At 64.4% G+C, this 14757-nt stretch carries 11 protein-coding genes and 1 pseudogene; 5 read left to right on the forward strand and 7 right to left on the reverse strand.

From position 1 onward, the window contains the following. The 3 genes from ACTHN1_RS05420 to ACTHN1_RS05430 all read left to right on the forward strand — a co-directional run. A partial coding sequence (locus tag ACTHN1_RS05420; protein ID WP_440469938.1) for an RHS repeat-associated core domain-containing protein occupies positions 1-1846 on the forward strand: 1846 nt, incomplete at its 5' end. Between the two features lies 1 nt (position 1847). Beyond that, the gene (locus ACTHN1_RS05425) at positions 1848-2075 is read left to right on the forward strand and encodes a hypothetical protein (RefSeq protein WP_440469939.1); all 228 of its coding nucleotides are present in this window, start codon (positions 1848-1850) and stop codon (positions 2073-2075) included. A gap of 1512 nt (positions 2076-3587) precedes the next feature. Next, positions 3588-4817, forward strand: a complete 1230-nt coding sequence (locus ACTHN1_RS05430) for an MFS transporter (protein WP_440469940.1) — start codon at positions 3588-3590, stop codon at positions 4815-4817. Positions 4818-5039: 222 nt separating this feature from the next. On the opposite strand, the gene ACTHN1_RS05435 is transcribed toward ACTHN1_RS05430, so the two are convergent. Beyond that, positions 5040-7205 (reverse strand): M3 family metallopeptidase, encoded by a 2166-nt coding sequence (locus ACTHN1_RS05435; protein ID WP_440469941.1) that lies wholly within the window; start codon positions 7203-7205, stop codon positions 5040-5042. A 116-nt stretch (positions 7206-7321) separates the two neighbouring features. Further along, on the reverse strand, positions 7322-7927 hold the full coding sequence (locus tag ACTHN1_RS05440) for a hypothetical protein (RefSeq protein ID WP_440469942.1): 606 nt from the start codon (positions 7925-7927) through the stop codon (positions 7322-7324). A 137-nt stretch (positions 7928-8064) separates the two neighbouring features. On the opposite strand from ACTHN1_RS05440, the gene ACTHN1_RS05445 reads away from it, so the two are divergent. Both ACTHN1_RS05445 and ACTHN1_RS05450 read left to right on the forward strand, forming a co-directional pair. Next, positions 8065-8550 carry a glutathione peroxidase gene (locus ACTHN1_RS05445; protein ID WP_440469943.1) on the forward strand — a complete coding sequence of 162 codons (486 nt, stop codon included), beginning with the start codon at positions 8065-8067 and terminating at the stop codon, positions 8548-8550. 59 nt (positions 8551-8609) lie between these two features. Then, positions 8610-8948 (forward strand): hypothetical protein, encoded by a 339-nt coding sequence (locus tag ACTHN1_RS05450; RefSeq protein WP_440469944.1) that lies wholly within the window; start codon positions 8610-8612, stop codon positions 8946-8948. 24 nt (positions 8949-8972) lie between these two features. Here ACTHN1_RS05450 and ACTHN1_RS05455 read toward each other — a convergent pair whose 3' ends face one another. The 5 genes and pseudogenes from ACTHN1_RS05455 to ACTHN1_RS05475 form a co-directional block, all read right to left on the reverse strand. Then, positions 8973-9752 (reverse strand): ferredoxin--NADP reductase, encoded by a 780-nt coding sequence (locus tag ACTHN1_RS05455; protein ID WP_440469945.1) that lies wholly within the window; start codon positions 9750-9752, stop codon positions 8973-8975. Between the two features lie 96 nt (positions 9753-9848). After that, a complete protein-coding gene (locus ACTHN1_RS05460; RefSeq protein WP_440469946.1) occupies positions 9849-10946 on the reverse strand; it encodes an NAD(P)/FAD-dependent oxidoreductase in 1098 nt (365 codons plus the stop codon). A 151-nt stretch (positions 10947-11097) separates the two neighbouring features. Next, a complete protein-coding gene (locus ACTHN1_RS05465; protein WP_440469947.1) occupies positions 11098-12726 on the reverse strand; it encodes a pseudouridine synthase in 1629 nt (542 codons plus the stop codon). 35 nt (positions 12727-12761) lie between these two features. Beyond that, positions 12762-13607: pseudogene (gene scpB / locus ACTHN1_RS05470) on the reverse strand (SMC-Scp complex subunit ScpB); the annotation flags it as partial. 43 nt (positions 13608-13650) lie between these two features. Further along, entirely contained in the window at positions 13651-14556 is a 906-nt protein-coding gene (locus tag ACTHN1_RS05475) for a segregation and condensation protein A (RefSeq protein WP_440469948.1), read from the reverse strand. Positions 14557-14757 lie beyond the last annotated feature (201 nt).

The following is a 14757-nucleotide window of genomic DNA, read 5'->3' on the forward strand; positions in this document are numbered from 1 at the left end:
CAAGTCCCTCCTGTTCCCGGACAGCAAGGGCAACCAGACCTGGTATTACTGGCCGACCGGGGCGGTGCAGACCATCGTGACGGACAACGACGGACCGGCGACGGGCACGGTCACCAACCACTACAGCTACAACAAGCGCGGTCTGTTGACCGGAGAAAGCGTCACTCAGTCAGGCTGGTATAGCTGGGGCATTCAATATCGCTACGACGGGTTGGGAAATCGGAGCGGTTATACGACGCCGGACCAGCTCAATGTCAACTACTCCCTCAACGCTCTGGGGCAACCGTTGAGCGTGACCAGTGGCTGGGGCACGCACGCCAGTGGCATCAGCTACTACCCAAACGGCGCTATCAAGCAGTTCACATACGGAAATGGCATCGTTCACACGATGGACCAGAACGCACGCCAGTTGCCTATTCGCACTGTGGATGGGGCGGTGCAGAACCTGGTCTATAGCTATGACCATAACGGTAATGTTGAAGCCATTGGCGACTATGTTCAGGGTGGCGGAGATGGTAGCCATAGCCGTTGGATGACCTATGACGGTCTGGACCGATTGACCAGTGTGGGTTCATGCATGTTCGGAGGTGATTGCTGGCATCGCTTCACCTACAACGCCCTGGACAATCTGACCTCCTGGAAGCTGGCGGGCGTCAAGGACTACGCCGCCTACGTGTATGACGCCACAAATCGCCTGATTGGCATCCAGAACAGCGTGGCAGCGACTGTTGTTGGTCTGAGCTATGACCCGCAGGGCAATCTGGAGAACAAGAATGGTCAGGCTTACCACTTTGACTATGGCAACCGTCTTCGCGAGGTTGTGGGAAAGGAGAGTTACCGGTACGACGGCTACGGCCGGCGCCTTTCGGCACGGAGCGCAACCGACGGCGACATTCTGTCGATGTATGGACAGGATGGGCAGCTTGTCTTCCGTCAGGACTGGCGCCGCAATCTGAGTCTCCCCCATATCTATCTGGGGAACAGCCTGCTCGCGACCATCGAGTGGAACTTTGTCACCAACACGGGTGAGCTTCGCTATCAGCACACCGACGCGCTGGGGAGCCCGACGGTGGTGACGAATGCCAGTGGGCAGGTGGTTGAACGAAACAACTATGAGCCCTATGGCTCGGTAATAGGCAAGCCGAACTACGGCGGCATCGGCTTCACCGGGCATGTGCAGGATGCGGCCACCGGGCTGACCTACATGCAGCAGCGGTATTACGACCCGACCATCGGACGGTTCCTTAGCGTCGATCCGGTCACGGCATACAGCAATCCGGTCGGTGCGTTTAATCGCTACTGGTATGCAAACAATAGTCCGTACAAATTCACGGACCCCGATGGAAGGCAAGTGGTTTGCGACGAGAACCGCTGTTCGGGCACGGTCCGGAATCATTTGGACGAACTGTATGTGCTTGCGGTTTACGCAAGTCGCATCATTGAGAACGCGATTGTCAATACAGTCACGCAGCCAGGACTACAGGTTCCTGAAGAAGCTATTAGAGAGTTGGCTCAGACAAATCAAAATGAAAGTGAAGGAAACACAAATCCCTATACTGGTCCAGTGGATAAGCCGGTGATAGTTGTGGACGGTGATGGAAATGCGATACCAGTTGGTGAAGGGGAACAAGTATCAAGTTCACCAGATGGGAGATACCAGCAAGTTCGCGACAGAGATGGGAGCCCAACTGGAACGCGACTCGATAAGGGGGGGCATAAAGGACAGTCCGATCCGCAAGCTCAGGGGCCTCATGGCCATCGTCCTGGCGTGACGGACGAGAATGGGAATCCTCATTTACCAATCAACGAGCCTAAGCTGCCACCGCTTGAACAGAAGCCGCAATAAGATGAACAAATACACTTACGACGACATTGTTCGTGTCATCCCGAGCGCTGAGAAAAGGTTGCGTCCAGGGGCTATTGCTTGGGTAATAGGAGTTTTTGAAGAGAGGCCGGCTGGTGAGCATTTTGCTCGTTTCCCGGCCGGCGTTATCTATACGATTGAATATGAAGATGGAGAAGCCGTTGATATTCACGAGTCGGAATTGGAAGGTTTCGATGGGATTGTGGGTTGATTCGCCGAGTCCAAAGCGTGATAAAAAAAGCCCCGCAGGAGCGGGGCTTTTGTTGTCATGCTCAGGAAGTGCTCTTGGGGAGAGGTCGTTCATAGCACTTATGCGGCAGCATCTCTCGAATGACTCTGGCTGGAGAGGCCGGCATGCAGCCCTAAGCACCTGCAGCATGAGCACTTTGCAGAAGTGTCCCTGATACCTTTTTCCTGGGCATTGGTGTGCCATGGGCGATCAGGAAGTGAATCTGAAACCGCTATTCGTGCATTTTTTCTGCATTCTTCTCGTAGCCTTTCCCTTAAAAATAGCAGTCAGAGTAGAGTTCTCTAGACCTATGAAGCACGAGGCCAACATGCGCGGGCTTTGTTTCTTCTACGGCTTGGCGGGCGGCGCGAAGAACGGCCGCTCTCGGATGGCGACATGCCAACACGAACTCTAGTTCGTGCGCTTGCATAGTGTGCGGATCGCTGGCCCGAAGCAGCGTTCGGTCTTGGCCAAGTTGGCGTCGCTGACCTGGTCGCCGCGCAGATCGTTGTCGCGCCAGCCGATGAAGTAAGGCCGGTCGCCGTGTTCGAAGTGATGGTGGTAGGTCTGGATGGTCTTCGCTGGCGTCGGTTGCCGGTAGTGGCCGGTAGTGGCCGGGAATGGCCTGATCTATCTAGCGCAGGAACTGCGCGGGGTTGAAGGGGTGGAACGTCTGCGCGCCCCGATCGAACAGCTTGGCCAGCGGCCTTTAGTCGTCGCCGATCCGCCTCGACGAAGTACCCCCGCCGCACCGGCAACAGCAGCGCCACGTCGGGATGTCCGATGGCTGCCAGCACGAACTCGTAGGGCGTCACGTCCACCAGGAACAGGCAATCGAAGTCGATGCCGTTGTGGGTGAGTTGGAAGTGCGCACTCTGATCGCCGTTGGCACGCATGGCGGTGTGCAGCCGGCGTAATCCGAGCATCTGCACTCTGCCGGCCATCGGGTTATCCGCGAGCGGCTTGTGCGAGTAGCCAATCCAGTACTTCGCTGACCATCTTCTGCGTGGCATGCGGCAAGCGGCTGACCAGTTCCAGTTGCTGTTGAATCCGGGGCGCGGGGCCGCGCCTGCCGGCAGAGAAGCCGGTTGCCCGGTCAGGGCTTCAACGGACGTTCCCAGCAACGCGGCCAGACGCGGCGGGTGCGAAATCGGTATGCCGCAGTTGCCGCTCTCGTAGGCGGTGACGGTCTGTTGGGGGACGCCGAGTTATTCGGCGAGTTTCACCTAGGTGATGCGTTGCGCCTTGCGCAGCGCGTGGATGCGCGCGCTGGGTACGCCTTCAACTCGTTTTCAACAAGCGCGAGAGCATGACGGGACGGATTCGGGTGGCAAGACGAAAGTGATGAAAGCGTTCGCCGCACAACGCGGGTCGCAGCTTGCGCCAATGTTAGTTGACCTGAACAGAGCAGCCATGCGATTTCCACAGCTCCAGAGGGGGGAGTCCATGTCAGCCACCAAGATCACATCCGGGAGTGAGGCTTCCGGCCGTCCGTTGTCCAGGGTCCATGCGATCAGCGCGATCACCGTCGGCAACGGATTGGAGTTCTACGACTTTGTCGTCTACAGCTTCTTCGCCACGCTGATCGGACGGCTCTACTTTCCGGTCGATGATCCGACCGGACAGTTGCTGTTGTCGTTCGCGACGTTCGGCGTCGGCTTCCTGACTCGCCCGCTGGGCGGCTTGTTGATCGGCATGTACGCCGATCGGGTAGGCCGGAAACCGGCGGTGGCGTTGACGCTGTGGCTGATGGGGCTGAGCTCGCTGATTTTCGTGGTGACCCCGACATACGCGCAGATTGGTGTGGCGGCGCCGCTGCTGATCCTGCTGGCACGGTTGATCCAGGGCTTCGCCATCGGCGGCGAGATGGGCGCGTCCACGGCGTTGCTGATGGAGTACGCGGACGAGCGTTCGCGCGGTTTCTATACCAGCTGGCAGCCTTTCAGCCAGGGATTGGCTGCGTTGTTCGGCGCATTGGTCGGCCTGCTGCTGAGCAATCTCCTGGAACCGGCGGCGCTGGACGCGTGGGGGTGGCGGGCTGCGTTCGTGCTGGGCATCCTGGTGATTCCGGTGGGCCTGTTGATCCGGCGCCGCCTGGAGGAAACGGTCCCTTCCCGACAGGCGGAAGCCGAGACCCCGCAGGTGGCGCTGTTGTGGTCGCACCGGCGCGAACTGGCGGCGAGCATCCTGCTGATGATCGGGCTGGCGTCGTCGACCTACATCATCGTGTACTACCTGAGCAATTACGCGGTCAGCCAGCTGGGCATGCCGCTGTCGCTTGGCATCTGGGCCGGGTGCGTGGCCGCGGTGGTGCAGGTGCTGCTGTCACCGTTCGCGGGCTGGCTGTGCGACCGGTTGGGGCGCCGACCGGTGGTGCTGTGGTCGCGGCTGGCGCTGCTGGTGATGGCATATCCGGCGTTCGCCTGGATCAACGCCGCGCCGAGCCTGGCGCGGCTGCTGGTGGCGGTGGGGCTGCTGTCGGTTCCGATGTCGATGACCGCGCCGGCGACGATGGTGCTGGTCAGCGAAGTGCTGCCGCAGCGGCTGCGCGCGACGGGCCTGTCGATTGCCTATTGCGTGGCGATTGCGATCTTTGGTGGCTTTGCGCAGTTCTTCTCGACGGAGCTGATCCGGTTGACGGGGAGTCCAAATGCGCCTGCGTTGTATGTGATCGCGTGTGGCCTGGTGTCGCTCATCGGCCTGCGGCTTGTGCGGAAGAGATAAGCGCAAATCCCCTCAGTCCATCCTTTGCCAAACGCCTCTCAACAGCCGAACGGCTGGTCAAGGAAGGAGGTAGAGGCAGTCCTGTGTTGCTCTTGGTGCGGAAAAGCAAATCCCCCTCAATCCCCCTTTTTCAAAGGGGGAATCGGAGTCATCCAGTGACGGCGAAAACCATCACGCCACCCGGAGGTGGCGTGATGGTTACTGCGACGAGGACGGTTGCGCTTACTTGCCGGGGGCGGTGAGGCCGCGCTTTTCCAGCAGGGGCTCGATCCTGGGATCGTGGCCGGCGAAGTCATGGAACAGCTTCATGGCGTCCACGCTGCCGCCGCGCGACAGCAGGGTCTTGCGGAAGTGGTCGCCGTTCTCGCGGGTCAGGCCGCCGTGCTGCTTGAACCAGTCCTGGCTGTTGGCGTCCAGCACTTCCGACCAGATGTAGGCGTAGTAACCGGCCGAGTAGCCGCCCATGATGTGGCTGAAGTAGGGCGTGCGGTAACGCGGCGGCACCGGGGCGTAGTCGATCTTGTCGGCGGCCAGCGCGTCGGCCTCGAACTTCATCACGCCGGCGGCGGCGGGGACCTTGTCGGCGCCGATCTGGTGCCAGCGCTGATCCAGCATGGCCGCGCCGAGGTATTCGGTGGTGGCGAAGCCCTGGTTGAACTTGGAAGCGGCGATGACCTTGTCCAGCAGTGCCTGCGGCATCGCTTCGCCGGTCTTGTAGTGCTTGGCGTAGTTCTTCAGCACCGACGGCCAGTCCGCCCACATTTCATTGACCTGCGAGGGATACTCGACGAAGTCGCGCGGTACGCTGGTGCCGCTGAAGTAGGGGTATTTCACGTTGGAGAACATGCCGTGCAGGGCGTGGCCGAACTCGTGGAACGCGGTGGTCACTTCATCCCAGGTCAGCAGGGTCGGCTGGCCGGCCGGCGGCTTGGGAATGTTGAGGTGGTTGGCGACCACCGGCTTGAAGCCGGTCATGCCGGACTGCGACACGTAGGAGTTCATCCAGGCGCCGCCGCGCTTGGAATCGCGCGCGTACATGTCGGCGATGAAGATCGCCAGCTGGGTGCCGTCGGCGTTGTACACGTCGTACACGGTGGTGTCCGGGTGGTACAGCGGCAGGTCGGTGCGCTTCTTGAAGGTCAGGCCGTAGAGCTGGTTGGCGGCGTAGAACACGCCGTTTTCCAGCACGTTGGTCAGTTCGAAGTAGGGCTTGAGCTGGGACTCGTCGAAGTTGTACTTGGCGGTGCGGACCTTCTCGGTATAGAAGGACCAGTCCCACGGCGCCAGCGCGAAAGTCGGCTGGCCCTTGGCCTTCTGCTCCTGGTCGATCATGGCCTGCAGATCGGCGGCCTCGCGCTTGGCGTTGGCGACGGCGGCCGGCGCCAGCTGGCCGAGCATGGCGTTGACCGCCTGCGGGGTCTTGGCGGTCTCGTCTTCCAGCACGTAGGTGGCGTGATCCGGATAGCCCAGCAGCTTGGCGCGATCGGCGCGCAGCTTCATGATGGTGGCGATGAGTTCGCGGTTGTCGAACTTGCCGCCGCGGCTGCCGCGCGCGACCGAAGCCTCGTGCAGGCGCTGGCGCAGGGCGCGATCGGTGAGCTGCGACTCGGCCGGCTGGCCGGTGGTGTTGAGCAGGGTCAGCACGTACTTGCCGGCCAGGCCGCGCGACTTGGCGACTTCGGCGGCGGCGGCGATCTGCTGCTCGGTCAGGCCGTCGAGCTGCTTGACGTCATCGACCACCACGGCCGAATCGTTGACCTCGGCCAGCACGTTCTGGCTGAACTGCGTGCCGAGCTTGGCCAACTGGCCGTTCATGTCCTTCAGGGTGGCCTTGTCGGCGTCGGACAGCTTGGCGCCGGCGCGGACGAAATCGGTGTGGTACTTCTCGACCAGGCGCACGCCCTCGGCGTCCAGGCCCAGGCCGGCGCGCTGGTCGTACAGCTTCTGGATGCGCGCGAACAGCTTGTCGTTGAGATAGATGGCGTCGCGATGGGCGGCGAACCTGCCGGAGTAGTCGGCCTGCAGCTTCTCGCGCGCGTCGTTGGTGTCAGCGCCGACCAGGTTGTAGAACACGGTCTGGGCGCGGTCCAGCACGCGGCCGCTCTTCTCCATCGCCAGGATGGTGTTGTCGAAGCTCGGCGCGGCGCCGTTGTTGGCGATGGCGTCGATTTCCTTCAACTGTTCGGCCATGCCGGCGTCGAAGGCGGGGGCGAAGTCGCTGTCCTTGATCTTGTCGAACTGCGGGTAGTGCAGCGGCAGCGGGCTATCGGCGAAGAAGGGATTGGCGGCCTTGGCGGCTTCGGCGGTGGCCGGCGCGGCGGTCTGGCTGTAGGCGGGCATGGCAAGTCCGAGGGTTGCGGCAAGCGCGAGGGCAAGGCGGGTGGTCATGGGGTGCTGCGTCCTGACAGAGATAGGGCTTTCGGCAGGCTAACCCAAGGCCCGGGGCGCGGGCGCGTGACGAAAGGCATGTGCCGGGCGGGGCGGTTCTGTGCCAAGGCCCGGGATCAGAGCGTCTCGAACTCGCGTGCGATCCAGCTCACGTGGTAGAGCAGGCCGAGCACCGCGAAACCGGCGTGGTAGCGCGGGTTGCGGGTCCACAGCGCGATCAGGCTGCCGACGATGTAGGCGAGGTTGCGGAACACGTATTCCGGCCCGAAGCTGCGGAAATAGGCTTCGCCCTTGATCCAGGTATCGATGAAGTCGATCGCGAACACCAGCGCCAGCAGGCCGAAGAACCATTTGCGGCGGTCGTAGAAGTAATCGCGGTAGCTGGAATAGCCGTCGAGGTTCTCGGGGAAGATCAGCGCGCACAGCAGGTATTGCATCAGCGCGTACAGGGCCACGAAGAAGTAGAGGTTGAAGCTCCAGCGGACCAGATGCGACAGGCGGAACTCCCACCACCAGAACAGCAGCAGGTAGGAGAACACGAACGCCGCCCAGCACAGATGCACCCAGTAGATCTGGCAATGGCGCGGTCGCTCGATGATGCGGGCGAAGTGGCGCAGCAGATGGGTCAGGCCCAGACCGACCACCATGCCCAGCAGCACGCGCACGTGCAGGTAGACGGTGGCCATCGAGGCGGCATCGGGCGCATGGGGCGAAAGCTGCATTCCGTGTTCCCCGGCGGAAGCGACAACCAAGGCTAGCGCATCCCCGCCATCGTCGCACCCGTGCGCGAGGCGCCGCGAAAACGCTTGCCCCGGACGGGCCCCGGGTGTCTCATAACGAGGTTTCCCAGGAGTCCGCCATGACCACCGCCTACGATTTCTCCGCCGTCGACATCGACGGCCAGACCCGCTCGCTGGCCGACTTCCGTGGCAAGCCGCTGCTGATCGTCAACGTCGCGTCAAAGTGCGGCTTCACCCCGCAGTACACGGGCCTGGAAAAGCTGTGGCGTGATTACCGGGATCAGGGACTGGTCGTGCTGGGCTTCCCCTGCGATCAGTTCGGCCACCAGGAGCCGGGCGACGAGGCGGAGATCCGTAATTTCTGTTCGCTCAATTACGACGTGAGCTTTCCGATGTTCGCCAAGATCGACGTCAATGGCGACGGCGCGCATCCGCTGTGGAAATGGCTGAAGCAGGAAAAGAGCGGCCTGCTGGGAATCTCGGCGATCAAGTGGAACTTCAGCAAGTTCCTGGTCGGGCGCGACGGCAAGGTGATCAAGCGCTATGCGCCGACCGATACCCCGGAATCGCTGGCCGGCGACATAGAGGCCGCGCTGGCCGGCTGATGGACGCGCAGGACGCTTCACCGCCGTTCCGGATCGCATTCAGTCCCGCCGATTACGGGTTGAAGGCGCACGTCCGGGGCATCAATGGCACGCTTGAAACCACGCTGGCCTATTGGCGCCGGATCGCGATGGAAGTGCGGCGGTTGCGGCCTGCCGGCCTGCTGGTGGTCGACGACATGGAAGGCGAGCCGCCGCCGCCGGAACAACTGCTGCAGTTCGTGCAGGCCATGCACGGCGAAGGGCTGGAAGCGGTGCGTGTGGCCTATGTGGAAAAGCACCTGGAGCAGATTCCCCAGGTGGAACTGGCGAGCATCCTGGCCAACGAAAACGGCTTCCAGGGCCACGTGTTCGACAACGAACGCAGCGCGGTCATCTGGCTGCGTTACGGGGAGCGATAGGGCGGGCCGCCGGCCCTCCCGGCGTCACTTCTCGACGAAGGCGCGCTCGAACACGTACTGGCCGGGGCTGCCGATGCGCGGCGCGGCGGTGAAACCGCGGCCGTCCAGCAGGCTGCGGAAGTCGGCCAGCATCTGCGGGCTGCCGCAGATCATGGCGCGATCCTTTTCCGGATCCAGCGCATCCAGCCCCAGCGTTTCCATCATCCGGCCGCTGGCCATCAGATCGGTCAGGCGGCCGTGGTTGGGAAACTCTTCGCGGCTGACGGCAGGGTAGTAGAGCAGCTTCTCACGGATGGTCTCGCCGAGGAACTCGTGCTGCGGCAGTTCCTTTTCGAAATAGTCGCGGTAGGCCAGGTCCTGCGCGTGGCGCACGCCATGGGTCAGGATGACGCGGTCGAAGCGCTCGTAGGTTTCCGGGTCCTTGATGATCGACAGCCACGGCGCCAGGCCGGTGCCGGTGCCCAGCAGGTACAGGTTGCGGCCCGGGTGCAGGTCGCTGATCAGCAGGGTGCCGGTGGGCTTGCGGCCGATCACCACGGTGTCGCCGGGCTGGATGTCCTTCAGTCGCGAGGTCAGCGGGCCGTTGGGCACCTTGATGCTGAAGAACTCGAGCTGTTCTTCCCAGTTGGCGCTGGCGATGGAATAGGCGCGCAGCAGCGGCTTGGCTTCGGTCTGCAGGCCGATCATCACGAACTGGCCGTTGTCGAAGCGGAAACCGTCGTCGCGGGTGGTGGTGAAGCTGAAGTAGTCGTCCGTCCAGTGACGGACGTCCAGCACCGTCTCGGTGCCAAAAGCGGAGGACATGGGGAGTCGTGCGTTGTTGAACCCACGCATTGTAGCCGACCGCCCCGGGTCGGCCTTGATCCGGCGCAAGCGGAAAGGCCGGGGCGGGGCCTGGATTCAGGGGGACGACGGGGCCCGTCCACGGCGATGGAAATAGATCTGCTCGGCCATGCGGCGCAGCGGGGGTGATTTCAGCAGCAGGTCGAAGGGCCAGTCCCATTGCAGATGATCGAAGGCCCAGCGCAGGGCGCGCTTGCGGCGCCAGGCCGGGATGGCCCGGATTGACGAGGCCTGCGGAGGAATGCCGGAATCCAGGGCCTGGCCCAGCGCGCGGCCGACCTCGGCGCCGTGGCGCAGGCCGGAATGGATGCCACCCGCCGTCACCGGCGACACCACCCCGGCCGCGTCGCCGGCCAGCAGGACGTGGCGGCCCACCCGGGGACGCACGGGCCCGCCGCAGGGAATCAGGCCGGCGCGGATGCTGTCGGGTTTTCGAACGATGGACAGGCCCACGAGCGGCGCGACATGAGCGAGGAATGCCGCCACGTCGGGTGGTGGTGCGCCGGGGCGCAGGCGTTGCGCCAGTCCGGCCTGGACACCGCGCGGCGTCTGTGCGATCCAGCCGATGTAACCTGGCGCCCAGCGCCGGCTGATGAAACAGTGCAGCGCATCCGGCCTGCGCAGTCCGGCGCCGTCGTATTCGTATTCCACGCCATGCAGGAGATCCCGCACGCGCCCCAGTTCGAAGTATGCGGCCACCCTGGAACGCGCGCCGTCGGCGCCGACGAGATAGCGACATTGACCCACTCCTGGCAGGTGCCAGCCATGGGCGGTCGCCTGTGCTTCCCGGAATGCGCAGCCCAGTCGCATGTCCACACCGGCGGTGACTGCCTGTTCGCCGAGCCAGCGCATTAGCGCGGGTGTATCGGTGGTATGGAAGCGATAACCCGGTGCGGTGAGTTCGATGCTTTCCAGGCCAGGTGCGTACAGCTTGACGCTGGACACCGAATGATGGATTCCGGCCGGCAGATCCGTGAAGAGTGGATTCGCCAGCGCTTCCTCGACCAGGATACCGGTGGTATGCAGACGCCCGCCCAGATCGCGTTTGCGATCGATCACGCAGACGCGCCTTCCAGCCTTGGCGATTTCGTGTGCGCAGGCCAGGCCGGCGAAGCCGGCGCCGACCACGATGACGTCATGGTTTCCGTTGTGCATTCGCTGTCTTTCGATTTCGAGTACACAGCGAGCATCGAGGGCGAGCGCGGAAAGACGATGAAGTCGGGGTGAAGCCGAGAGACGAAGTCGTCCGTGTGGGGTAGTGAAGAACCCAAAGAAAAGGCGCCGTCAGGCGCCTTTTCCGTTCACGTCAGCCGTGATGACCACCACCGCCGCCACCGCCGCGCGGGCGATGACCGCCGCCGCCGGGGCGCCCGCCCGGACCGCGGCCACCGGCCGGACGGCCGCCGGGACGGCCTCCCGGACGCGGGCCGGCGTTCTGCGGACGGTTGCCGCCGCCGGGACGTCCGCCTTGCGGACGCGGACCGCGCGGCTGGCCGTACGGGCTGAAGCCGCCGGGCGTGGCGTGATCGGAAGGGAAGCTCGGCGCGTTGCCGGGGTGGCCGTACGGACGCGCGGCGCGCTGCGGCTTGCCGGCGCCACCCGCGCCGCCGCCGGGTCCACGCGGACCGCGCGGGCCACGCGATTCACCGCCGAAGCCACCATATTCATTGCCGAAGCCGGCGCCGCCACCCTGCTGGGGACGACCGCCGCGCTTGCCGGCACCGCCACCGCCCGGACCCTTGCGAGCGGGGCCGGCGTTGCGGTGGCCGGTCGGACCGGTGTCGACGCCTTCCGGCACGTACCAGCTGCGGAACGCGGCCGGGTTGCCATCCGGCAACGGCTTCGGGCCTTTCATCTTGCGCTGCTTGAACGGCTTCTGCGCCTGCTTGGCGGCGGCTTCACCGCTGACGGTCAGGCCGCCGTGCGGCTTCTTGCCGCGACCCCGGCCGCGATCTTCGCGCACGTGATCGAAGCGGCGCAGTTCGCGGCCTTCGTCGGCGGTGTTGTGGCCGTTGACGTAACCCTGGCTGCGGCCTTCGCGCGAGACGTGCACGGTGGACTTGGCGGCGCGGCGCTGGCCGATCACCGGCTGCAGCGTCAGCGCGGCGGGCGCGCCGTCTTCCAGGCCCAGTTCCTTGCGCAGCGTTTCGACCTGCGCGTCGGACAGTTCCTGCGACTGGCCGCGCAGCAGCGGCTGCGGCAGCGAGATGCGGCCATAGCGGGTGCGCTTGAGCCGGCTGACCTGGCAGCCCTGCGATTCCCACAGGCGGCGCACTTCGCGGTTGCGGCCTTCCTTGACGACCACGCGGAACCAGTCGTGCGAATCGGTGCCGCCGATGCGTTCGATTTCGTCGAACTTGGCCGGACCGTCGTCCAGCGCGACGCCGCGGTGCAGGCGATCGACGATGTTGTCGGGGACGGTTTCCTGGCCTTCCGGGGCGCGCACGCGCACCACGTATTCGCGCTCGACCTCGTAGGACGGGTGCATCATCGCGTTGGCGAGTTCACCGTCGGTGGTCAGCAGCAGCAGGCCGGTGGTGTTGATGTCCAGGCGGCCGATGGCGATCCAGCGCGCGCCCTTGAGCGCCGGCAGCGCCTCGAACACGGTCGGGCGGCCTTCGGGATCCTCGCGGGTGGTCACTTCGCCTTCGGGCTTGTTGTACATCAGCACGCGCGCCGGTTCGGTCAGCGCGCTGGCGACGAACTGGCGTCCATCGAGTTCGATCTTGTCGCCGCTCTTGACGCTCATGCCGACCTGCGCGGTCTCGCCGTTGACCTTGACCAGGCCATCGGCGATGCGCTGCTCCAGCGCGCGGCGTGAACCCAGGCCGGCCTGCGCCAGCACCTTGTGCAGGCGTTCTTCCAGCTTGCCGGCGGGGGCTTCGGCGGCGGCGTCGCGCTTGAGCGACAGTTTGTTGCGGGGGGGATTGCTCATGGTTTCTGCTCCGACGAGGCCCGGCCTTCCTCAAGGCTTTCAGCGTCGTCATCCTGGGTGTCGATGGAATTGCCGGTGTCGCCTTCGTCTTCGTCGGCGATCGGTTCGTGGGTGTCCGCGTCGTCGTCCTGCGCGGCCTCGGTGTCTGGTTGCGCGCCGTCCGTGGCGTCTTCCTGCGGTTGCTCGCCGGACTCGTCGCCCGTGATTTCCGCCGTTGTCGGGTTGTCTTCTTCGTCCTCGCCATCGGCGCTGGAACCGATCGAGCCGGCATCACCGTCGCCGGCGCCTTCCGCATCGAGCGCGACCCCGGCCGGGACCGGCGCGCCGTCCAGCGGGAGCTGCGGTTCCAGTTCGCCGATGTCCTTCAGTTCCGACAGCGGCGGCAGTTCGTCCAGGCGCTTGAGGCCGAAGTAGTCGAGAAAGCCCTTGGTGGTGCCGAACAGCGCCGGCCGGCCGGGCACGTCGCGATGGCCGACCACGCGGATCCACTCGCGCTCTTCCAGCGCCTGGATGATGTTGCTGCTCACCGCCACGCCGCGGACCTGTTCGATCTCGCCGCGGGTGATCGGCTGGCGGTAGGCAATCAGCGCCAGCGTTTCCAGGGTGGCGCGGGTGTACTTGGTCTTGCGTTCGGTCCACAGGCGGGCGACCCAGCCGTGCACGTCGGCCTTGACCTGGAAGCGGAAGCCGGAGGCCACCTCGACCAGTTCCACGCCACGATCGACGCAGCCTTCGCGCAATTCCTCCAGCGCGCGCTCGACGCTGCCGGCGGGCGCCGGTTCCTCTTCCGGGAACAGGCCATGCAACTGGGCCAGCGACAGAGGCTGGTTGGCCGCCAGTAGGGCGGCTTCGACGATGCGATTGATGAGCGATTGATCCATTCGTGCGCTTGCGTTGGTCCAGGCGGATGGAATACGGGGCCGGTCAGGCGTCGTTGGCAGCGTCGTCGCTGTCGTCGAACTCGCTGGAGAACTGCAGCGGTTCGTTGGTGTTGTTCAGTGCCAGCGACTTGACGTAAATCGGCGCCAGCGGGGCTTCCTGCACGATGTCCAGCAACTGTTCCTTGGCCAGTTCCAGCATGGCCAGGAAGGTCACCAGCACGCCGAGCTTGCCTTCCTCGGCGGTGAACATCGATTCGAAGCGGTGGAAGCGGCCGTCGTCCAGCCGGGACAGCACGTCGCCCATGCGCTGGCGGACGCTCAGCGCCTCGCGCTTGATGTGGTGGCCGCTGAACAGCTCGGCGCGCTTGAGCACGTCGTGCAGCGCCAGCAGCATTTCCTTCAGCTCCACCGGCGGCGGCAGCTTGACCGAGGCGCGGTCCGGCACGTGCGCCTGCACCGGGGTGGTGTCGCGATCCTGGCGGGGCAGGGCGTCCAGATCCTCGGCGGCCTGCTTGAAGCGCTCGTACTCCTGCAACCGGCGCACCAGTTCGGCGCGCGGGTCGGTTTCGTCGCCGTCCTCGTTGACCGGCCGCGGCAACAGCATGCGCGACTTGATCTCGGCCAGGATGGCGGCCATCACCAGGTATTCGGCCGCCAGCTCGAAGCGCAGCTCCTGCATGACGTTGATGTAGTCCACGTACTGGCGGGTGATTTCCGCCACGGGGATGTCCAGGATGTCCAGGTTCTGCCGGCGGATCAGGTACAGCAGCAGATCCAGCGGGCCCTCGAAGGCGTCCAGGATGACTTCCAGCGCGTCCGGCGGGATGTACAGATCCTGGGGAATCTGCAGCACCGGCTGTCCATGCACGACGGCCAGCGGCATTTCCTGCTGCTGCGGATGCGTGGACTGGCTTGTCGGGGTCGCGTCTTGCGCGAGTTCGGAGCTCATCAAGAAAAAGCCGTAGTGCGGGTCACAATGCCTTCGATTGCACGCGTTGCCGCATGGACGCCATGGTCTTCATGCCGAACAGGGCCTTGCGGGCGAACGCTTCCGTACAGCAAACATGTCATCACGCCGTAGAGGAGCTCGCCGCGAAAGAGGCGGCGGCCGACAGCGAGGAGGTCGTCGGCGCGGGCGGGTGGGGGCAGC

Origin of the sequence: Pseudoxanthomonas sp. (assembly GCF_051953815.1) — a bacterium.
Taxonomy (GTDB): Bacteria; Pseudomonadota; Gammaproteobacteria; order Xanthomonadales; family Xanthomonadaceae; genus Pseudoxanthomonas_A.

Bases quoted from the DNA above. Each gene is read 5' to 3' on its own strand.
- ACTHN1_RS05455 (WP_440469945.1), bottom strand. From the start codon at position 9,752: ATGTCCTCCGCTTTTGGCACCGAGACGGTGCTGGACGTCCGTCACTGG.
- ACTHN1_RS05425 (WP_440469939.1), top strand. From the start codon at position 1,848: ATGAACAAATACACTTACGACGACATTGTTCGTGTCATCCCGAGCGCT.
- ACTHN1_RS05460 (WP_440469946.1), bottom strand. From the start codon at position 10,946: ATGCACAACGGAAACCATGACGTCATCGTGGTCGGCGCCGGCTTCGCC.
- ACTHN1_RS05475 (WP_440469948.1), bottom strand. From the start codon at position 14,556: ATGAGCTCCGAACTCGCGCAAGACGCGACCCCGACAAGCCAGTCCACG.
- ACTHN1_RS05465 (WP_440469947.1), bottom strand. From the start codon at position 12,726: ATGAGCAATCCCCCCCGCAACAAACTGTCGCTCAAGCGCGACGCCGCC.
- ACTHN1_RS05445 (WP_440469943.1), top strand. From the start codon at position 8,065: ATGACCACCGCCTACGATTTCTCCGCCGTCGACATCGACGGCCAGACC.
- ACTHN1_RS05435 (WP_440469941.1), bottom strand. From the start codon at position 7,205: ATGACCACCCGCCTTGCCCTCGCGCTTGCCGCAACCCTCGGACTTGCC.
- ACTHN1_RS05440 (WP_440469942.1), bottom strand. From the start codon at position 7,927: ATGCAGCTTTCGCCCCATGCGCCCGATGCCGCCTCGATGGCCACCGTC.